16 protein-coding genes and 1 other annotated feature (1 of these 17 running past the window's edge) are annotated in these 21,107 nt (G+C 29.9%); of the genes, 1 reads left to right on the top strand and 15 read right to left on the bottom strand.

The window, feature by feature from the left end; genetic code table 11:
• Nucleotides 1-107: a binding site (T-box leader), on the bottom strand; it reaches 105 nt to the left of the window's first position.
• Between the two features lie 23 nt (nucleotides 108-130).
• The 10 genes from EXC59_RS01465 to EXC59_RS01420 form a co-directional block, all read right to left on the bottom strand.
• Nucleotides 131-763 (bottom strand): NAD(P)-dependent oxidoreductase, encoded by a 633-nt coding sequence (locus EXC59_RS01465; RefSeq protein ID WP_035369687.1) that lies wholly within the window; start codon nucleotides 761-763, stop codon nucleotides 131-133.
• Complete coding sequence (locus EXC59_RS01460; protein WP_162164053.1) at nucleotides 760-1,701, bottom strand: L-lactate dehydrogenase; 942 nt, start codon at nucleotides 1,699-1,701, stop codon at nucleotides 760-762. The genes EXC59_RS01465 and EXC59_RS01460 overlap by 4 nt, the downstream gene beginning before the upstream one ends.
• A 10-nt stretch (nucleotides 1,702-1,711) precedes the next feature.
• Entirely contained in the window at nucleotides 1,712-2,563 is an 852-nt protein-coding gene (locus EXC59_RS01455; protein ID WP_035369684.1) for a DegV family protein, read from the bottom strand.
• On the bottom strand, nucleotides 2,544-3,128 hold the full coding sequence (gene yihA, locus EXC59_RS01450) for a ribosome biogenesis GTP-binding protein YihA/YsxC (protein ID WP_035369682.1): 585 nt from the start codon (nucleotides 3,126-3,128) through the stop codon (nucleotides 2,544-2,546). The genes EXC59_RS01455 and yihA overlap by 20 nt, the downstream gene beginning before the upstream one ends.
• A 105-nt stretch (nucleotides 3,129-3,233) precedes the next feature.
• Nucleotides 3,234-5,543 (bottom strand): endopeptidase La, encoded by a 2,310-nt coding sequence (gene lon / locus EXC59_RS01445; protein ID WP_084145242.1) that lies wholly within the window; start codon nucleotides 5,541-5,543, stop codon nucleotides 3,234-3,236.
• Between the two features lie 170 nt (nucleotides 5,544-5,713).
• On the bottom strand, nucleotides 5,714-7,003 hold the full coding sequence (gene tig / locus EXC59_RS01440) for a trigger factor (RefSeq protein WP_035369678.1): 1,290 nt from the start codon (nucleotides 7,001-7,003) through the stop codon (nucleotides 5,714-5,716).
• An 82-nt stretch (nucleotides 7,004-7,085) separates the two neighbouring features.
• Nucleotides 7,086-8,759 carry an aldo/keto reductase gene (locus EXC59_RS01435; protein ID WP_084145240.1) on the bottom strand — a complete coding sequence of 558 codons (1,674 nt, stop codon included), beginning with the start codon at nucleotides 8,757-8,759 and terminating at the stop codon, nucleotides 7,086-7,088.
• Nucleotides 8,760-8,798: 39 nt separating this feature from the next.
• Nucleotides 8,799-9,806: a processive diacylglycerol alpha-glucosyltransferase gene (dgs, locus tag EXC59_RS01430; RefSeq protein ID WP_035369677.1), complete on the bottom strand. Its 1,008-nt coding sequence runs from the start codon at nucleotides 9,804-9,806 to the stop codon at nucleotides 8,799-8,801.
• An 11-nt stretch (nucleotides 9,807-9,817) separates the two neighbouring features.
• Entirely contained in the window at nucleotides 9,818-10,708 is an 891-nt protein-coding gene (alsK, locus tag EXC59_RS01425; protein ID WP_035369675.1) for an allose kinase, read from the bottom strand.
• A 4-nt stretch (nucleotides 10,709-10,712) separates the two neighbouring features.
• Nucleotides 10,713-12,665 carry an alpha-amylase family glycosyl hydrolase gene (locus EXC59_RS01420; RefSeq protein ID WP_051659052.1) on the bottom strand — a complete coding sequence of 651 codons (1,953 nt, stop codon included), beginning with the start codon at nucleotides 12,663-12,665 and terminating at the stop codon, nucleotides 10,713-10,715.
• A gap of 66 nt (nucleotides 12,666-12,731) precedes the next feature.
• Here EXC59_RS01420 and EXC59_RS01415 point away from each other — a divergent pair, with 66 nt between their 5' ends.
• Nucleotides 12,732-13,703: a LacI family DNA-binding transcriptional regulator gene (locus EXC59_RS01415; protein ID WP_035369674.1), complete on the top strand. Its 972-nt coding sequence runs from the start codon at nucleotides 12,732-12,734 to the stop codon at nucleotides 13,701-13,703.
• Nucleotides 13,704-13,717: 14 nt separating this feature from the next.
• Here EXC59_RS01415 and glgB read toward each other — a convergent pair whose 3' ends face one another.
• The 5 genes from glgB to EXC59_RS07200 form a co-directional block, all read right to left on the bottom strand.
• Nucleotides 13,718-15,562, bottom strand: coding sequence for a 1,4-alpha-glucan branching protein GlgB (glgB, locus tag EXC59_RS01410; RefSeq protein ID WP_035369673.1), 1,845 nt, complete (start codon nucleotides 15,560-15,562; stop codon nucleotides 13,718-13,720).
• A gap of 73 nt (nucleotides 15,563-15,635) precedes the next feature.
• Nucleotides 15,636-18,011 (bottom strand): glycogen/starch/alpha-glucan phosphorylase, encoded by a 2,376-nt coding sequence (locus tag EXC59_RS01405; protein ID WP_035369669.1) that lies wholly within the window; start codon nucleotides 18,009-18,011, stop codon nucleotides 15,636-15,638.
• Nucleotides 18,012-18,299: 288 nt separating this feature from the next.
• Nucleotides 18,300-19,598, bottom strand: a complete 1,299-nt coding sequence (locus EXC59_RS01400) for an ArsB/NhaD family transporter (RefSeq protein WP_035369667.1) — start codon at nucleotides 19,596-19,598, stop codon at nucleotides 18,300-18,302.
• Nucleotides 19,599-19,613: 15 nt separating this feature from the next.
• Nucleotides 19,614-20,390, bottom strand: coding sequence for a hypothetical protein (locus EXC59_RS01395; RefSeq protein ID WP_035369666.1), 777 nt, complete (start codon nucleotides 20,388-20,390; stop codon nucleotides 19,614-19,616).
• Between the two features lie 78 nt (nucleotides 20,391-20,468).
• Nucleotides 20,469-21,041, bottom strand: coding sequence for a DUF2188 domain-containing protein (locus tag EXC59_RS07200; protein WP_197723479.1), 573 nt, complete (start codon nucleotides 21,039-21,041; stop codon nucleotides 20,469-20,471).
• Nucleotides 21,042-21,107 lie beyond the last annotated feature (66 nt).

Below are 21,107 nucleotides of genomic sequence, written 5' to 3'. Positions count from 1 at the left end.
TATAAGCTGCTCCATGACTACCTTCATTAATTCCAATCAAGTCTTTCACCAAACGACTTGTCTCTAGTAATTGAAAATTAATTACTCCTTCACTTCATCGCATTTCAAATAATATTATATCAAATTATTTTTAATAAGCAATTGTAAATCGCGTACCTATATGTTTTGGATTTTCTGCTTCATCTAAAATAGGGTGAGCTAAATCTTGAACAGAAATTCTTGATTCATTATATTCATCATATAATAAGTGATCTTTACCTACTTGGTACTTACCTGTTCTTTCTCCATCGATTAATTCAGCTGCTGGAGAAACAAATGTTTTATGAATAGACATATCATCTTTATACTTAAAGTAAACAGCATCAGGGCCTTCTAAAGCCTTCAACCATGGTTTAGGGAAGAATCCTTCTCTTGCTAATTCACCATCATATTGAATAAGTGAAGTTGCACCAATGACTGCAATGACACGTTTGCTTAAAGATTTTGCTACTCTAAAAATCAATTCATATGCATCTAAGAATCTTTCTTTTTGTGCGACATGATAATAACCAGGATTGTATGCAGAAATGATTAAATCACATGATTTAACAATGTCTGTAAAAATTTGTTCATCAAAAATTGTAATTTTATGTTGATTTAAGTTAGCTCTTTCTTTAATCGCATTTCTACGATAAATTGCCTCCACTTGATGCCCTCTTAATAGTGCTTCATCAACAATTTTTTCCCCTACAAATCCAGATGCTCCAATAATTGCTATTTTCATTCTAAATTCGATTCCTTTATCATATTTTTAATAATATTTGCGGATTCTTCAAATGCTAATTGCTCCTCTGCTGCTAAATCAAATTCCAAGATTTCTAACACTCCTTTTCTACCAATAATGGTTGGTGTTGATAAATACACATCACTTACATGGTATTGACCATCTAAGTATGATGATGTGGTTAAAATTGATTTTTCATCTCTTAAAATCGCAGTACAAATTCTTGTTACAGCAACTGCAACTGCATAGTTTGTATAACCTTTTCTAGAAATAATTTCGTAAGCAGCGTTTTTTACCTCTTTAGCAATTCTTTCTTTGAATCCTTTTTCTTTGATTCTTTGTTTCTTGTAGTATTCATCAAATGTAATACCACCAATGTTGGTTCTTGAATAAACTGCAATTTCACTATCACCGTGTTCTCCAATAATGTAACCATGTACATTTCTTGCATCAATATTGAATTCTCTAGCAATACTTGACTTGAATCGTGATGTATCTAAGACAGTTCCTGAACCAATGACTCTTTCTTTAGGGAATCCTGAGATTTTCCACGTAATATAGGTGAGAATATCTACTGGATTTGAAACGACTAATAAAATTGAATTTGGATTTTGTGCAACAATTTCAGGAATTAATTTTTGATAGATTGTAATATTTTTATTAACTAAATCTAATCTTGTTTCTCCTGGTTTCTGTGCAGCACCTGCAGTAATAATGACAATATCAGAATCTTTAGTGTCTTCAATTGTTCCTGCATTTACTAATACGGGTGCAACTAAAGATGTACCTTGATAAATATCAAGTGCTTCTCCTTCTGCTTTTTTGTGATCAATATCATAAATCACAATTTCAGATGCAACTTTATTCATCATTAAACTAAATGCTGTTGCAGCACCAACATTACCAGCACCAATAACAGAAATCTTATTAGCTTTCATTTTATCCCCCTTATTCATTTACGATATAAAGGATACCGATTGTCCCTGCACCACAATGTGATGAAATAACACAACCTGCATGACCTTCATATAAGTTTTTAACTTCAATTTTACCTTCTAATTTTTCTTTTATGTAATCAAATGAATTTGATGCCATAGAGTGTGTAATAAAGATATAGTCTTTATCAACTTTGTCACCTAATGTTAATAAGTCATCAATCATAATATCTAATGCTTTACTCATCTTACCAATTGATTTTTTGTAAACATCTAACGTTCCATTTTCAACTTTAATAATTGGCTTTACTTGAAGAATACCACCAACAAATGCAGCGATTCCTTTTGCACGATCACCTTTGTGTAGATACTCTAATGTTTTAATTGCAAACTGACTTCTAACTTTCGGAACTAATGCTTGTGCTTTTTTAGCAATTTCTTTAGCTTCTAAACCTTGTTTTCTAAAATCACTAGCCTTTAATACAAGTAAAGCAATACCGCTTGATAAGTTTTGTGAATCAACCACAAACACATCATTTGTTTCTAACAAATCAACTGCAAGTTTTGCTGACTGATATGTTGCAGAAATCTTAGAACCAATTGAGATATGTACAATTTGATACCCTTGATCTAAATATTCTTTAAAAAATGATTCAAAACTACCAGGTGAAACTGCTTGAGTCTTTGGAAGATAGCCTAGTTCATCTACTAACTCATAAAGTTTTTCTGTTGTAATATTTACGCCATCTAAATAAGCTTCATCACCAAATCTTACATGTAATGGAATTGTTTTAACATCATACTTTTCAATTAATTCTTTACTTAAATCTGCTGTTGAATCTGTACTAATGATTATCTTCTTCAAAGTTAATTACCTCGTTTACTAATTTTTCAATGCCATATTTCGACTCACTTGAAGTCACATATAATAATTGTCCATCCAAGAATTTACTTCTAATTTCTTTTTCTTGTTTTAATCTAAATGATGATTTGACTTTATCATATTTAGTTGCAATAATAACAAGTTTGATATCTATTTTTTGAAGTTCACGATATAAATTTAAATCGTCTTCAGTTGGACCAACATTAAAATCAACCAATTGAAAAATCTTTTTTAAGTGACCATTATATTTAATATAGTCTTTAATCATTTTCAAGAATGATTGAGTTTGAGTTTTTGATCTTTTTGCATATCCATAACCTGGAGCATCTACCAAATAAAATGAATTATTTAATAAATATAAATTTAGTGTAATTGTCTTACCAGGTGTTCCTGATACACGTGCTAAACTTTTTCTATTTGTAATTGCATTAATTAATGATGATTTACCTACATTTGATCTTCCTAATAATAAGATATGTGGCAAGTCATCGACTGGCAGGTCGCTTACAGATACAGCTGATTTTATATATTCTGCTTGTTTAATCATACCTAAACCTCCGCTATTCTATTTTATCATAAGATGATAAATACCTAACCTTAATTTGACCATTATCGCAAGTTTTACAAAGAAAAAAATAACCGATTAACTCGGTTATTTTAATGCTTCTTTAAATACGTCACTTACTTTATCAACTGGTATAATTTTTAATTCTTTTCTTACTTCAACTGGAATATCTTCGATATCGCGTTCATTTTCTTTAGGAATTAAAATTGTTGATAAACCGCTTCTATGAGCTGCAATTGCTTTTTCTTTTAATCCACCAATTGGTAATACATAACCTCTTAGTGTGATTTCACCAGTCATACCAACATCTTTTCTAACATATTTATTAGCAGCTGCTGACATGATTGCTGTAGCCATTGTTATACCGGCAGATGGACCATCTTTAGGGACTGCACCTTCTGGTACGTGAACGTGGAAATCATTATTTTCAAAGATAACTGGATCAATACCATAATCTGATGCGTGTGCTTTTACAAAAGATAATGCAGTGATTGCAGATTCCTTCATTACATCACCTAATTTACCAGTTAAGACTAATTGACCTTTACCTTTATAATAAGTAACTTCAACTGGTAATGTATCACCACCAAATTGTGTATATGCCAATCCAGTTACGACACCAATTTGTTCTTTTTCATCAATCATATTATGAACAAACTTTGGTTTTCCAATATATGATTCAATATTTGATTTATTAATTGTTACTTTTTCAACTTTACCCATTAAGATATCTTTAATTGCTTTTCTGACTAAAGAACCAATGTAACGATTTAATTCACGTACACCTGATTCTCTTGTGTAATGTCTAATGATAAAGTAAAGTGTTTCATCATCAATCAAGAATTTATTAGTATCTAATCCATGTGACTTTAATTGTTTTTGGATTAAATGGTTTTTAGCGATTTGAACTTTTTCATGTTCAGTATAACTTGATAACTCAACGATTTCCATTCTGTCTCTTAATGGAGCAGGAACGTTTTCTAGGTAGTTTGCAGTTGTAATGAACAATACTTGAGATAGATCGTATGGTTCTTCTAAGTAGTGATCAGAGAATTTGTTGTTTTGTTCTGGGTCTAAAACTTCTAACATTGCTGAAGCTGGGTCCCCTCTGTAATCTGATGCCATCTTATCAATTTCATCTAATAGAAAGACTGGATTAATTGTTCCTGCATCTTTCATACCTTTTAAGATTCTACCAGGCATAGCACCAACATAAGTTCTTCTATGACCTCTGATTTCAGATTCATCTTTTACACCACCAAGAGATTGTTTAACAAACTTTCTTCCTAATGCTTCAGCAATTGAAATTGCTAAAGATGTTTTACCAACCCCCGGAGGACCAGCGAAACAAAGGATAGTTTGTGGTGTCTTACCAGTCATAATTTTGACTGCTAAATATTCAATAATTCTTTCTTTTACCTTTTCAAGACCATAATGGTTTTTATCTAACTTTTCTTGAACTTGTTGCAAGACATTTAAGTCTTTGCTTGCTTTCTTCCAAGGAAGTGCAACTAAAAAATCAAGATATGTTTTGATAATTTGGCTTTCAGCCATTGCTGAAGGTGTTGATTGGTATCTAGCTAATTCTTGAAGTGCTTTTTCTTCGATTGACTTAGGCATCTTAGCCTTTTTAATCGCTTCTCTTAGCGCATCAATTTCATCTTCTTTCTTAGCTTTATCGCCAAGTTCATTTTGAATTGCGCGCATCTTTTCTCTTAAGTAATATTCTTTTTGATTTTCATCAATTGCTTTTTTAACATCATCATTAATTCTTTGTTCAAGATCAGCAATCATCTTTAATTTAGAAATATCTTCTAAAATTAATTTTAAACGTTTATTTAAGTTTAATTCAGCTAAATATTTATATTTATCTGTTTCATTAATTCTTAAATTGCATGCTAAGATATCTGCAACTTTTTCGGCTGATAGTCCAGATTGAACTTGTTCAGATACTTGTTGTGCATTGTTTAACAATTGATTAGCATTTAAGACAATTTCATTTGCAATCATCTTAATTAATGTTTGTTCTTCATCAATATTTCCAGGAATAGTTTCTACTTCTTCATAATCTGCAACGAAATAAGGGTCGGTTAAGAAATATTCTTTTACTCTGATTCTAGACACAATATTAAACTTAACTTTGTAATTATCGTTAGGTAATTTGATCTTCATTGCTACTTTTGCAAGTACACCATAGTTTTCTAAATCAGATGTTGTAGGATTTTCAATTAATGGATTTTTTTGAACTAATATTAATACATAAGATGAAAAGTTTTTTTCAGCCTCTTCAACTGCTCTTAGGGATACTTTTCTGCCGACTTCAATTCTAAAATCATTGTTTGGCATTGGTACAATTCCACGAACAACAACAGCAGGTAAACTTGTTTGTAATTCCATATTTATCATCCCTTCCTCTATGATATTTTCTATTATATATTATATATCTTTTTTGTCAATTAGCAATCGAATTGCGTGAGTGCCAATAATTCTCACAAAATTACACAATATTATGAATAGAAGTTAATTTTAAAGAAAACCTCCAGAGTCATCTAGAGGTTTATGCTTACTTATTTTTGAATTGAACTGTTTACTAAGAAGTCAACTGCTTTTTCAAATGCAATGTCATTTTTAACTAATTCATCACTGATGTAACGTTTAATTTCTTCAACTTTCATCTTGTAGTAGTTAGCTAATTCTTGGTAACGAGCTGCTAATTCTTCTTCAGTTGCAGTGAATCCTTCAGCTTTAGCAACAGCTTCGATAACTAAAGATTGAGTTACTCTTCTTTCTGCTTGTTCTTTAGCTTGTTGTTCAAATGCTTCTTCTGTTAAACCAGATAATTGTAAGAATGTAGGTAAGTCTAATTGATATTGTTTAGCTTGATTTTCTACATTCTTTTTGAAGTTTTCGATTTCAGCATCAAACATTTCTTGTGGAACATCTAATGATGCATTCGCAACTACAGCTTTAATTACTGAATCAGTTAACACATTCTTAGCATTTGCTGATTTTTGTTCTTGTAAGTCTTTTTCAATTGATTTTTCTAATTCAGCAACAGTTGAGATACCTTCACGATTTAATGATTTAACCCATTCATCGTTTAATTCAGCACCTTTAGTTACTTTAATTTCATGTAATTTAACTTTAAATACTGCTGGTTTACCCGCTAAGTTTTCAGCTTGGTATTGTTCTGGGAAAGTTACGTTAACGTCTCTTTCTTCTCCAACATTCATACCAACCATTCCTTCTTCAAATCCTGGAATGAATTGACCTGAACCAATTTGAAGTGAGAAGTTTTCAGCTTTACCACCTTCGAATGCAACTCCATCTTGGAATCCTTCGAAGTCAAAGATTGCTGTATCTCCCATTTCTAATGCTAAACCTTCAGCTTTTGGTTCTAAATCAGCGTTCATTTGTAATAATGAATTAATTTCTGCTTTTACTTCATCAGTTGTTACAACTGAATCAACTTTAGCAACTTCAACACCTTTATAAGCGCCTAATGTAACTTCTGGTTTGATTGCAACTTCGAATGATACTTCAAAGTCTTTTTCAGTTGAGATACTGTTCCAATCTAAATCAATATTTAATGGATCAGAAACAATTGTGAATTCCTTAACTAACATAGCATCTTGGAATTTGTGTCCAATTGCATGGTTTAAAGCTTCAGCCCATAATGATTGAGCACCAAATTTTTGTTCATAAATTTTTCTTGTTACATGACCTTTTCTAAAACCTTTGATTTCTACATCATCTTTGATGTGATCAAATGCATGTTCTAAAGCATGTTCAAATTCGTGTGGTGTAACTGTAAAAGTAAACTTTACGTGGTTACTATTAATACGTTCAAATTTCATATTTTCCTCCTAAAATAACGTTCATCTTTTTTATTATATCACGTTTAATTATTTTCAATAATAAATACCATTTATTTACAAATTAATTTTCAATCAAATCAATATCAGCTTGAGTTAATCTGAAATCGAAGATATTAATATTTTCTTGTTGACGCATGTTATTGTGTGATTTAGGTATAACAACAACCCCACGTTGAAGCTGATATCTAAGTAAGACTTGTGCCCAAGATTTATTATATTTTTTACCGATTTCTAATAATAAATCCTTGTTTGGAACTGGATCTAATGGTCCCCATGCCTCAGGAACAATATCATTTTTAATACAAAATTTAATAATTTCATGATTCCAACGACTTGGATTTGATTCAATCTGGTTAATCATCGGTTTTACTTTGCTATGATTTATTAAATATGTTAATTGTTCTACATTGAAGTTTGATACTCCTATTGCTTTAAATTTATTTTCCTTATAATACTCAATTAAAATGTTCCATAAAATTAAGTTTTCTTCATTTTTTTCAGATGGGTGATGGATAAGATAGATATCAATATATGATCCAACATCAACTAAAGATTGATCAATTTTATTTTTAATTGATTCAATATGATTAAAATCTAATCCTTTGGTTGAAATCTTTGAGGTTACAAAAATTTCATCTCTGCCAATTTTTGTTTCTTTTAATGATTTACCAATTACAGCTTCATTTCTATACATAATTGCAGTATCAATTAATCGGTACCCATTGTCATAAGCCATCAGTAATTCTTTGGTGTCCATGTTAATTTCACCACCAAATTCGTTACCTATTTTTCCAAATGTATTTGTACCCATACCTACCATCGGAATGAGCATCCCGTTATTTAACTTAATATACTCCATATCTTTCTCCTTTACTGGATTGACATGAATCATAATGTGAAGCACATTTTCAAATGTAGTTTCAATATGATCATGAACTTTTTCTGATATATCGTGTGCTTTTTTTAAACTTAAATAATCATGAACACCAATTTCTGCATCGATATAGATATAGTTTACATGCTTTCTCATTTTTAACATGTCAATTTGTATTACACCAGGTATTTTTAGTATTTCATCTCTTACTTGGTCATAAAACTCTACAGATGGTACCTCATCAACAAGATATGATAACCCTTCTTTTAATAAACTCAAGGCTGTTTTAATAACAAAGATTCCAATGATAAGTGAAACAATATGTTCAATATATAGACCTGTTAAGTGATAAAGAGCAACAGAAATTAAAACGAATAAAGTCACAAATGCATCAGAAATATGATTGACACTATCTGCTTTTAACGTTGGTGTATTATATTTTTTAGCACCTTTATAATTAAGAATTGCAACAAATAACTTAAGCATTAAGACAGCACTAGCTACAATAATTGCTTCTTTTGATGGAATTGATGTAGTTTTATTGATAATAGTCATCAGTCCATCGTATCCAATAAATCCACCTGTAAGTAAAATGACAAAACCTAAAGTTAAGAATGTAACTCCTTCATACTTTTGATGTCCGTAGGGATGATCAAAGTCCGGTGCTTTTGTTGCAATTTTCATCGTTAAAATTAAACCCATACTTACTAAAATATCTGCTAAAGAATTGAATCCATCACTCAAAAGTGATTGTGATTTATATAAATACCCAAATGTTAGTTTAATGACAGTTAGTAAAATATTAACGATTAAACTAATATAAAAAATAGTAAGTACTTGTTTAGATGTTGATTGTTTCATATAGATTCTCCGAAAAAAAGATAGACTTAAAACTTAAGTCTATTTCTTTATTTTTCTTGTTTCAATTGTTTGTTGATATGCTCCTTTAAGTTCTTGACCAACTTTTTCAAGCGTTCTTTCTTTTACAACTTCAAAAGCATTATCTGTCATTTCAGATAAATCATTTTGAGATACATATTCAATTAATGATTTGAATTCCTGATTGTTATTTCCTTTTAACACGTGCGTTTTGTCTTGTAACCAATCGTAATATACGGGTATATCACGTGTAATAATTGGTGTTTTTGAAGCCATAGCTTCTAAGACAACAATACCTTCGGTTTCTTCATAAGTTGGAAAGAACATAACATTTGCACATTGATATGCACCTTTAATCACATCACCATCAACATATCCTGCCATAATTGCATTATTTGGTCTATGCTTAATTGCCTTATTAATAAAGTGCGTGCGTAAGATTTTGTTTAGATGACCAAACCAAATAAACTTATAATCAGGCATCATTCTTGCAACTTCAAAGAAATCATGGAGTCCTTTGCGCTCAAATAAAAGTCCTACACCAATAACGACCTTATCGCCTTCTTTAATATTAAATCTTTCTTTAAAAGCCTTCACTTTGTTTACATCTGGTTTGTATGCATCTAAATCAATACCGTTAGAAATAGCGAGCACAGGAGCCTTCACAACGTGCATACTTTCAATTAAATATTTAGAGTATTTTGTTGGTGTAACAATTAGATCAGCAATACCATATGTGTTTTGTAGGTGTTTGGCAAAGAATGGTTCAATAAAGCGCCATAATCTAAAACTTCTTCTAAAATCTTGATACGTAGAGTGTCCATGTACTAAAACTGGTGCTTTTTTCTTAAAGCGTTTAATATCTTTTGGACTTCCTGAGTTAATATGAACAACATCAAATGTATCTTTTGGGTCAAGGGTATATGAAACTCCCGCAGAATCTAGTGCCTTTCTTTGGTGATAGAATGCTCTTCCAATTCCCGATTTTTTCTTAAGTTTTTGATTACTTGAATAAAGTAAGACTTTCATAAGTTCCCCTTTTATTTTTGATTTTTACTTAAATAGTTTTTTGCGTAAATAGTAGCACCTAAGATACCTGAATTTGCTTGTGATTCAGCATAATAGAACTTTAATTTATCTACAGTTACTTTTGCATGTAAATTACGTTTTACAATTTTTTCTAAATACTCGCGAGGGAATTGTTCACTCATAATCACACCACCACCTAAAATAATGGTGGCAATATCTAAAATCGTAATTTCTGCTGCAATATAAAAACCTAACAAGTGTAAATAATCTTGAATTTCTTTTGAATCAAAGTGATCTATAAATAATCTTTCAAAAGGTGTTTGATTAAAATGTTTTTTATGAATTTCCACTAATTTAAATCCAGAAACATAACTTTCTAAATCACTTTGTTTATCGTTGTAGTTAATACCATTTAAGTATTGAGGTACATGCCCAATTTCTCCAGCCGCCCCATTATCTCCTTGGTATAATTCATCTTTAATACGAATCGCATTTCCAAATCCTGTTCCAAGGTAAAATCCTAAAACAGATTGTTTTGGATTGATATTGAAATATTCAGCATCATACATTAATAAATAATTCACATCATTACCTAATATGATTGGAATATTTAATTCTTGTTCTAGTTTCATCAAGTAATTGCCTTCTAACGCTCTAATATTAGGCGTATCAATGACAGCTCTAGTTTCTTGATCAACTAAGCCAGGGAATCCCATAGAAATTGCTACGATATGATAATCATTTTTATATTTATTTACAAAATCCTTTACTACTTCATCTAATTTATGTGCGATTGGTTGAGATTTATGCTTTTCTTCAAATAAGATATTATTTTTTTCGTCTACCAATCCCATTCTTACGTTGGTTCCACCAACATCAATGCCAATATAATACTTTTCCATACATTTATCTCTTTCTTTTAATAATATAAACACCAGGTTTATCTGCGTAGATAAAGCCATTTTGTTTATTTACTTTTTGTGAAGTAAATATTAATTTTCCATCATTAGGTAGCGTAGATTTTTTAAAATCATTTTTAATATAGTGCGATAATGTGTAGTCTTTTGTTTGTAATTCATAGTAAATATAGTTTTCAATCTTTTCAATTGAAATACCTTTTTTAACATATTTATCAAAACGATATACACTATGTAGCTTTCTTATTTTTAAAATTTGTCTAAACTTACTAATGCTCTTATAATCATACCACTTAATTGAGTTAATTTCATCTGAACTATTATAAGAATTTTCTACACCATTTTTTGAACGATACATTTCTTGTCCTGCATGGTAAAAAGGAACCCCTTGTGAAATTGCGATTAAATGGTTATTTAAATCTTGGTATATTTGTTTTACCTCCAATTTATCATAATTAAATGAGAGTGTATCAAATAAAGTTAAATTATCGTGACATTCCACATAATTTATTGATTTAATTGGCGAATCAAACATGTGTGGAGAACCAAGAATCCCTAACATTGCTTTGTCAGATAGTCCTTGATGTCCTGTAGCGTAGCCTAATTCTTTTGTATGTAATTGGCCTTTAAAAATATTACGATAAAAATCATTAAAGTGCCCTATTTTTTTCATAGTTGCTTGATTAGCCATATTGCTTCTTAACTTCTTAGTAACGGCAGTATCCATATTCCATCCTTCACCATAAAGGATAATTGAAGGATTAATTTTAACTAAGCGTTCATAAGCTAAATTCATTGTTTCATTATCTAATAATCCCATTAAGTCAAATCTAAAACCATCGACTTTATAAAATCTTACAAAATGTTCCAACGAGTCTAAAATTAATCTTCTAACCATATAATTTGTAGTTTCTACATCGTTTTCTAAGAAACATGAGTGTGTTTGTTTGAAGTTTTTGTCATGTCGATAAAAGTAACCTGGTGCAAAGACATCATAAGGGAATAATGCACGTTCATAAACGTGATTGTAAACAACATCCATGACAATACCTAAATTTAATTTGTGCGCCTCATCAACTACTTTTTTAAATTCTTTTATTCTTTCATAAGGATCATTGGGGTTTCTACTTAACCAGCCATCTATTGCAAAATATTGCATTGGATTATAGCCCCAGTTATAAGCTTTAGATTTTTCTATATCATCAACCCCATAAAAATCAAATACTGGTAAAAGTTGTAAATGCGTTATACCTAAATTCTTTATATATTCAAGCACGCTTCCATTTAACTTTTCGCTATGCTCTGTAACACCTAAAAAGGTACCTTTATTTACAACATCTAAATTTAAAGATAAATCTCTAATGTGACCTTCATAAATTACAGCATCTGTATATTTTTTTAATTTTACAAAGTCATATTGTTCTTTTTCAACTTTAGTTAAATCTATAATAATTGAATCAGTTAAATTGCTTGCAATATTATATGGATCTGTTGCAGTCTCAAATTCGTCAACCAATCTTATTTCATAATGATATGGTAAAGATTCTAAATCGCCAGAAACTTCTACTGTCCAGACTGGTTTTTCATATGTCATAGGATATTTACTTCCATTGACGTCAAGTATAATTTCCTTTGCAACTGGACTAAATACTGTAAATGTTGTTTTTTCTTTTGTATATTGATAACCTAAAGGGCCATCATACTTAAATTTTTGATTGAAAGATTTCTGTAATGTAATTAATCCAATTGATAATGGATAACTTACCTCATTAATCCAAATGTGATCAACTAAATGTAATTCTAAATTTTTATCAGTTTTAAAGTATTGGTTCCCATTTTCATTTTTTAACCAGTAAAGTTGATATCCTTCAATTCCAATGTGTGAAATATACACATTTGATTCGATTCTTATTAAATTAAAATCATCTATAAACGCTTTCATATAGACTCGCTTTCTTATTTTTTAAACTAATTATGATAAAATTGACTTATATACAGGGGGACAATTATGAAACCAACTATTAAAGATGTAGCTAAGAAAGCAAACGTATCCATTTCAACTGTTTCGAGAGTCATTAACCAAAAAGGTTATGTTCATGAAGAAACAAAGGTTCTTATTGACAAAACAATTAAAGAATTAGGATTTGTTCCTAATCAGTTAGCTAGAAGTTTAACAAATCGTTCTAGTAAAATTATCGCTGTGATCGTTCCTCACATCGGACCATATTTCTACGGCCAACTTTTAGAAAGTATTGAGGCTCAAGCTCAAGCAAACGGATATAAAATCATGTTCTTCAACGTTCAAGATGATCCTGAACGTGAGCTTGAATATATTAAATTCTTTGAACAATATAATATTGAAGGTATTATTATTGCTTCAAATTTCCAAAATGCAAACAAATTAGATGAAATGAAAGTTCCAATCATCACGATTGACCACATTTTAGATGAAACCATTCCTTCAATTACTGCCGATAGCGTCAAAGCTGGTGAATTAGCGGCACAAAAATTAATTAAAGGTGGTTCTAAAAATTTAGCAGTCTTTAGAGGACCTTCTTTCTTAATGACAACCATCGAAAGAACTTTAGGATTCAAAAAAGAAATTGCTAAACATAATTTATATGCAGAAATCTTTGACTTTGACTTAGTTAATCCTGATGCGAAGTTAATTGAACAAATCTTACGTGCTAACCCTCATATTGATGGTATCTTCTGTTACTCAGATACATTAGCACTTGTTGTTCAATCAACACTCCAAAAAATTGGAAGACGCGTTCCAGAAGATGTGCAAATCATTGGATATGACAACACACCATTCTGTGAATGGGTTAATCCACCAATCTCAACAATCAGTCAACCAATTAATTTATTAGGAAAACAAGCCTTCTTAAACATTACACGATTAATTCGCGGTGTTGAATTAGACACATTGCATGAAGTGATTGATGTTGAAATCATTGAAAGAAAATCTACAAGATAGGAAACGAAAGTTTCCTATTTTTTTAATCTTAAAATTAGACCTGTTAATGAACCTAGTTTAATTTTAAGATGATAATTAAAATGACCTCTTGGCTCATTTATAGCTTTTAATGGTAATCCATTATATTGTCCATAACCAGCATAAATATCTTTATCAGAATTTAAAATTTCTTCATATTGACCTTCAAAAGGTACTGGTATTTCATATGATTCATAATAGTTTGGTGTCATATTTAAGACAATCACTAATGTTTCATTGTCTGATTGTCTCATATAAGCAAAAACAGATGAGTCTACATGATCAGATGCTAACCACACAAATCCTTTCGGTTGATGATCATATTTATATAGAGCATCATTTGTTCTATAAATTTTAGCCAAATCTTTAAAATACCTATTTGCAGAATCATGAATTGGATAGTTTAATAAACCCCAATCCAATTCTTGTTTAAAATTCCATTCATCATATTGAGCAAATTCTTGTCCCATAAAGAGTAACTTTTTACCTGGATGTGTCATCCATAGTGTTAAAAGTAAACGATAGTTTTGGAATTTTTGTTCATACGTTCCAGGCATTTTATTTAATAATGAACCTTTTAAGTGAACCACTTCATCGTGACTAAATGGTAAGATAAATTGTTCATTATATGTATAAACTAAACCAAATGTTATTTTATCGTGATGATACTTTCTATAGATTGGGTCTTCTTTGAAGTACTTCAATGTATCATTCATAAAGCCCATATTCCATTTATAGTTAAATCCTACACCACCAATATCGGTTGGCCATGTTACTCTGGCATAATCAGTAGAATCTTCTGCTGAGAAAATAATTCTGTCATCCTTGCTAAATAGATGATTAGATACTTGTCTTAAGAAACTTAAGGCACCTGTGTTTTCTCCCATATCACGATTTCCTAAGTGATAAATTAAGTTTGATACTGCATCAATTCTAAAGCCATCAACATGGAAGTAATCAACCCAAAAATTAAGTGCTGATTGCATGAAACTTCTTGAAATTCCCTTATCAAAGTCAATGTTACTTGTACCCCAAACAACATTTTCTCTTCTTAAATCATCCTCGAACTCATAAAGGTAGGTTCCATCAAATTTAGATAATCCAAACCAGTCTTTATTAATATGACCTAAAACCCAGTCAATAATTACGCCAATACCTGCTTCATGGCATCTATCAATAAAGTACATTAAATCTTTTGGCGTCCCATAACGTGATGTTGCGGCAAAAAATCCTGTACCTTGATATCCCCATGAATCATCAAGTGGATGTTCATAAATTGGCATGAGTTCAATATGTGTAAATCCATTTTCTTTGACATAATTAATTAAGTCATCAACGATTTCGTTATATCTAATGAAGTTACCATCCTTTTTTTTCCATGATCCTAAATGTAGTTCATAAATTAAAAATGGTTCTTGATAAACTTTTTTCTTTGTTTCAAACCATTTTTGATCATGCCAAGTATAACCATCAATGTCATATACTTTTGACGCATTATTTGGTCTTTCTTCTGCATAATACGCAAACGGATCTGATTTATAGATTATTTCACCACTATTTAAATGAAGTTCATAACGATAAGTAGCCCATTCTAAATTCTCAGGTATCGTAATTGAAAAGAAACCTTGAGGGTGCACTTTTGTTAGCACATGTTTCCAACCTTCATAATTATTGAAACTAGATAAAAGTCTAACTTCTTTGGCATTCGGTGCATATACTGTGAAAGTTGTTGAAATTATACGTCCATCTTTATCTTTATTTAACTTAGAACCTAAAAATTCATAAGCTAAGTAGTCTTTACCTAAAAGATATAAATCTATATGTCCGTCTATTTTATTCATATTATTCCCCTTTGATCTTTAATTATATTTTACTATAAGTAAAATGAAAAAACTGCCGTTATGGCAGTTTTTGTTAGAATTTGATTTCTTTTAAATGCCAAATATCTGCGTTGTATTGAGAAATTGTACGGTCTGATGAGAAGAAACCTGCATTGGCGATATTCATGATTGACATCTTATACCAAGTTTGTTCATCTTGATATAACTTATTAGCTTTTTCTTGTGCTTCAACATATGATGCAAAGTCAGCTAATACTAAGAAATAATCTTTGTTTAATAAATTGTTTAAAACATTATCAAAATAGTGTTCATTATCACCTAAAGTTCTAATGAATGCAAATACATCTTGTAATCTTTGATCTTGTTCATAAATTGCTCTTGGATTGTAATTATTTGCTTTGTAAATATTTGTAACTTCTTCAGCTGTTAAACCAAAGATAATTTCATTATTCATTCCTGCTAATTCAGCAATTTCAACGTTAGCGCCATCTAATGTACCAACAGTTACTGCTCCATTTAACATGAACTTCATATTACCTGTTCCGCTTGCTTCTTTTGATGCTGTTGAAATTTGTTCAGAAATATCAGCTGCAGGGAATAAGAATTCAGCATATGAAACATTGTAGTTTGAAACAAATACAACCTTTAATAAATCATTTGTTTCAGGGTCATTATTGATGATGTGTGAAACTTTATTAATTAATTCAATAATGTCTTTAGCCATCACATATGAAGGTGCTGCTTTTGCTCCAAAAATAAAGTTTTGTGCATGGAAATTCTTCTTGAAGTTCTTATCTGATTTTAATCTTAAGTATACATAAATGATATTTAAGACATTTAATAACTGACGTTTATATTCGTGAAGACGTTTAATTTGAATATCGAAGATTGCTTTTTCGTTTAATTCAACACCCGTATCTTCTTTAATCTTTTGAATTAACGCGCGTTTTTTAGCTAATTTCATTGATTTAATTTGTTTTTGAACTTTAGTATCTGTAGCATAGTTTTCTAATGCTTTTACTAAAGATAAATCTTTTTGCCATTCAGTACCAATTAATTTATCAATGATTTTCACTAATTCAGGGTTGATATGTAATAACCAACGGCGATGAGTGATACCATTTGTTTTATTGTTAAATTTATTTGGATATAATTGATAGAAGTCATTTAATTCGATATTTTTTAAGATTTCTGTATGAAGTGCTGCTACCCCATTTACTGAGTAAGAACCATAAATACAGATATTAGCCATACGCACGCTATTATTTCCAATTAACTTCATTTCGTTAATCTTATTTTCTGCATATGATTTTTCTTGTAACATACGAACGAATCTACGGTTCATTTCTTCAACGATTTCATAAATTCTTGGTAATAAATTTCTGAAAATATCAACATTCCATTTTTCTAAAGCTTCTGCTAAAATTGTATGATTTGTGTATGCACATGTTTCATTAACAATTTGCCATGCCTCATCATAACCTAAATGTTCTTCATCCATTAAAATTCTCATTAATTCAGGAATGATTAACGTTGGGTGTGTATCATTAATTTGGAATGTATAGTATTTAGCTAGATCTTTAACTGATCTACCTAATGCTTTATGTTCATTAATAGCTGACTTAATACCAGCAGCTGAGAATAAATATTGTTGTTGTAATCTTAAGTATTTACCAGCTTCTTTTGAATCATCTGGATATAATGATTCATTTATTTTGCTTACCATATTTAAATACCATTCATCATGGTTATAATGTAAACTTGTAGGTTCAGCTTTCCATAATCTTAAATGGGTTACCACTTCGTTATTTGCACCAACCACTTTAACATCATAAGGAACTGCTTTAACCCAAACTGGATTTTTTAATACTGTATATTCTACATAACCATAGAATGGAATATATACTGCTTCAGCATCTTTTCTTTCTTCCCAAATGAACGGATTATTTAACCAGTTATCTGGATACTCAACTTGTTTGTTATTTTCGATTTTTTGAACAAAGAATCCTTTTTCATATCTTAAAGAGTTACCATACAGTGGTAAGGCAACTGATGCTGCTGAATCTAAGAAACATGCTGCTAATCTACCAAGACCACCATTTCCTAATCCTGCATCTGCTTCTACTTGTTCAATTTCATTTAAGTCATATCCAAAATCATTAAAAGCTGCTTGAACAATTGGAGCATATCCTGAGTTCATTAAGTTAGAAGTAATTAAACGTCCAATTAAAAACTCCATTGAGAAGTAGATTGTCTTTTTTAAATTATTTTCTTTTACGTAATTTGTTGTTTTATTATAATCTTCTGCTAATTTCTTGTCTAAAAGGTGTGCTAGTGTCGCATATCTTTCATATAAAGAAGCATTTTCAATATTTTTATTAAATAAATGATCTAGCGCGGCAATAAATGCACCTTTAAAAGTGTCTTTATTTGAGAAAATTTCTTTCATATTTAAAATTCCTTTCGTTTTTTGCTGACATTACACGTTAATTCTACCATACTAAAGTAGTGGTTTTTTTGTGCAACCGTTTACATTAATCATTCGCAAAGTCATATTAACTCATTTTTACATTTTTTTATAATTAAAGTGGTTTTAATGGGAAAATTCATTATTTTGAGTGTTGAAAGCGATTACTTTATTTGGTAATTATCATTTTTCTTGTGGTTAAATAATCTAACTTTAATAGATAAACGTTTTCCTATTTTTTAAAAAATAAAAAACTTGGCTATTGCCAAGTTAAATTACAAATTTTAGTGTTAATAAAGTTAATCCCAATACAACAAAACCTACCATGAATAATGTGGTAATGTACTTCTTCATTGAAATTTCTATATTGTGTTTTTTTAATAATTCAAACCACATTAATCCTGCAAGGGCACCAAAAGGTGTAAGTAAAACACCAGTGTTTGAACCGATAATACTTGCATATAATCTTTCTAGCGCAACAGGATCTGCTATATTAGGTCTTAAGATTTCAGCAAAAAGCATACTCATCGATTGATTATTCATTAAGTTACTTGCAAAATGTGAAGAGATACCATATCCCCAAATTGGGTCTAAATCATTTAAGAAATTTGCTAAGTGTGTTGTCACGCCACTTTCAGTTAATGAAACAATTAATACAAACATTGAAAGTATCATCGGAATAAAATTCCATGGAGCTTTCTTATATGTATTTGTTACAGCAGTTAACTTAATCTTCTTAATTTTTAAATAGATAATTGCAATTAAAGTTAAACTTAATGCCATTATCACAGTGATTAACCACATTTCTAATGAAATCACATTTGATAGTGCCATTAAAATAATACAAACAATCAAATGTGCTAGCGCAATACCGACTAATACAGGTTCTTTTAATTCAACAAAACCTTCTACTTTTTCCATTTTTTGGTTTAATTGATTTCTAAAAATTAAGTAAATCATTCCTAATCCCGAGAATCCTGCAACTAAACCAGGTAAAGCCATCACTTTGAAATATTCCATAAATCCAATTTCATACACAGATGCTAAGTAAATATTTGTAGGGTTACCAATAATTAAAAGTAAACTCCAAGTGTTTGCTGCAGTTAATACACCAAATAAATAAGCATAAGGTTTAATTTTTGTATTCTTACAAAAATAAATTAAAAATGGTGTTAAGGTTAAGATAATAATATCGTTAGATGTAAACACAGTTAAAACTGATGCTAATAAATATACAGAAATAAATATATAGATTTGCTTTGAGCCTATTTTATTAATTAATTTATAGGCTAACCACTTGAAGAATCCTACTTCATCTAAGAATAATGATAAAATTGTTAGAAAAATAAATAGTACAATCAGTTTCACTGGATTCATTGATGAATCCGCAAACATCATATCTTTTAATGTATTTAAGTCAACAAATCCAAAGACAATGGATAAAAGTGCTCCAATTAGAATGATTATCCAATGTGTTTGAAACTTTCTTTTGAAAATATGTATTTTAGGAAAAAACACTAAAGATAACATCATTACGGTAATCGTAATAATAAATAAAATAGTTGCCATGATGAATAATTAGACCTACGATTCTTGGTTAATTTTTTTAATTTTTAATAATGCTTTTGGGTGGTTAAGTATATTTTTTGCTAATGTTGGAGGAAATAATATATCTGGTTGATAAATTCCATTTTTAAAGTTTGTTAAATAGGCTAATTCTTTTTCATTGAAATTAATTATTTCTTTTAACACGTCATTAAATAACTTTTTTTCATTAATTGTTTGATTATCCATTAAACTTAGGTAAAATGCAACCATTTTTCTAATAAATGGAACTTGTTGAATTATAATTTTATTTTCAGAAAATAATGTCTTTAACACACTTGAATCTTCATCATTAACTAGATAATTAACAATATAAATTGCGTAATTTTCAGCTAACCCAAGACTATTGATGTGAATATCCTTAAACGTTTCATCTTTTCTAGCAAACTGTTCGGGTTTTAAGATGTGCGATCTATTTAGATAATCAATTCTTAAGTCAAACTTAAGCTTTGATTTTTCATCTAGAATGACATAGTTGTCAAATGATGAGGTGAATTCAGATTTTTTAGCATCAATTGAAAAAGACTGTTTTAGTAGAATATGTGGTAATTGTTTTAATAATTCTTTTCTTACTTCTGATACATGTTTTACATCAAGTGTCGTATCAAAATCAAACTGAAGTTTATTTTGAAAGTATTCGGTTTCTTTAATTAAATATTGAAGTGCTGATAAACCAGTTAATTTAAGTGGTTCAACGATGACTTCATTATCAAATGCTTGAAATAAATCCGCTAATCTTAATTTTTCTTTTTGCATAATTTGCCTCTTATATTTATATAATCACTAGTATTGTATCACATCAAAAAATAAAATCCTCCATTGTGGAGGATTATTTTACTTTTTCTTATAATCTTGTTTTCTAATTGATCCATCACGTTTATGAATCACAATTGATGAGTCTTGATTTTCAGCAAGTTTTTCAGCAAATTCAATAGCTTCTTTTTGTGTTCTAAAATACTTAATTGTTTTTGTTGAACCTTCTTTTCTTACACGCCATTCTCCAGCATGTTCAGCATCTGTATCTTTATTTTGAGAAATATGATATTTTGCAGGACGTTTTGGTTTTCCATCTTCTTCAACTTCCTCTTCTTCAGTTTCCTCATCTTTTGCTGTCTCTTTAACCTCAGTTTTAGTTGGAGCTTTTGGCTTATCTTGCATTACTGGTTTTTCTTCAGCCTTCACAACTTCTTTTTCAGTTTCAGATTTTGCCTCAACAACTTTAGCTGGTTCTACTTTTACAGGCTCAGTTTTCATTTCTTGTTGCTCAACTTTTCTTTCAGCAACTGCCTTTTTCTTTTTAGGCTTAAATAGAATAACTGCTAACAAAATAATTAGTAGTAAAGCACCACCAATAATTAGATATTCTGTTAAACCCATATTTTCAAATCCCCCTTCAAATACTAACATACAAATCCTCCTTTATTCTTTAATTATATTTTACATAATTTTTATTAAATATTGGTGTTTTTATAC

It is taken from the genome of Acholeplasma hippikon (genome assembly GCF_900660755.1).
GTDB classification, from domain to species: Bacteria; Bacillota_I; Bacilli_A; order Acholeplasmatales; family Acholeplasmataceae; genus Acholeplasma; species Acholeplasma hippikon.
This window is presented reverse-complemented; position numbering and strand designations above follow the sequence as displayed.

What these genes read in the sequence shown, in the direction of transcription:
- EXC59_RS07200 (WP_197723479.1), bottom strand. Translation starts at nt 21,041, where the DNA reads ATGTTAGTATTTGAAGGGGGATTTGAAAATATGGGTTTAACAGAATAT.
- glgB (WP_035369673.1), bottom strand. Translation starts at nt 15,562, where the DNA reads ATGAATAAAATAGACGGACATATAGATTTATATCTTTTAGGTAAAGAC.
- EXC59_RS01415 (WP_035369674.1), top strand. Translation starts at nt 12,732, where the DNA reads ATGAAACCAACTATTAAAGATGTAGCTAAGAAAGCAAACGTATCCATT.
- dgs (WP_035369677.1), bottom strand. Translation starts at nt 9,806, where the DNA reads ATGAAAGTCTTACTTTATTCAAGTAATCAAAAACTTAAGAAAAAATCG.
- EXC59_RS01465 (WP_035369687.1), bottom strand. Translation starts at nt 763, where the DNA reads ATGAAAATAGCAATTATTGGAGCATCTGGATTTGTAGGGGAAAAAATT.
- EXC59_RS01400 (WP_035369667.1), bottom strand. Translation starts at nt 19,598, where the DNA reads ATGGCAACTATTTTATTTATTATTACGATTACCGTAATGATGTTATCT.
- EXC59_RS01395 (WP_035369666.1), bottom strand. Translation starts at nt 20,390, where the DNA reads ATGCAAAAAGAAAAATTAAGATTAGCGGATTTATTTCAAGCATTTGAT.
- EXC59_RS01405 (WP_035369669.1), bottom strand. Translation starts at nt 18,011, where the DNA reads ATGAAAGAAATTTTCTCAAATAAAGACACTTTTAAAGGTGCATTTATT.
- lon (WP_084145242.1), bottom strand. Translation starts at nt 5,543, where the DNA reads ATGGAATTACAAACAAGTTTACCTGCTGTTGTTGTTCGTGGAATTGTA.
- EXC59_RS01435 (WP_084145240.1), bottom strand. Translation starts at nt 8,759, where the DNA reads ATGAAACAATCAACATCTAAACAAGTACTTACTATTTTTTATATTAGT.
- EXC59_RS01460 (WP_162164053.1), bottom strand. Translation starts at nt 1,701, where the DNA reads ATGAAAGCTAATAAGATTTCTGTTATTGGTGCTGGTAATGTTGGTGCT.
- tig (WP_035369678.1), bottom strand. Translation starts at nt 7,003, where the DNA reads ATGAAATTTGAACGTATTAATAGTAACCACGTAAAGTTTACTTTTACA.
- EXC59_RS01420 (WP_051659052.1), bottom strand. Translation starts at nt 12,665, where the DNA reads ATGAAAGCGTTTATAGATGATTTTAATTTAATAAGAATCGAATCAAAT.
- alsK (WP_035369675.1), bottom strand. Translation starts at nt 10,708, where the DNA reads ATGGAAAAGTATTATATTGGCATTGATGTTGGTGGAACCAACGTAAGA.
- yihA (WP_035369682.1), bottom strand. Translation starts at nt 3,128, where the DNA reads ATGATTAAACAAGCAGAATATATAAAATCAGCTGTATCTGTAAGCGAC.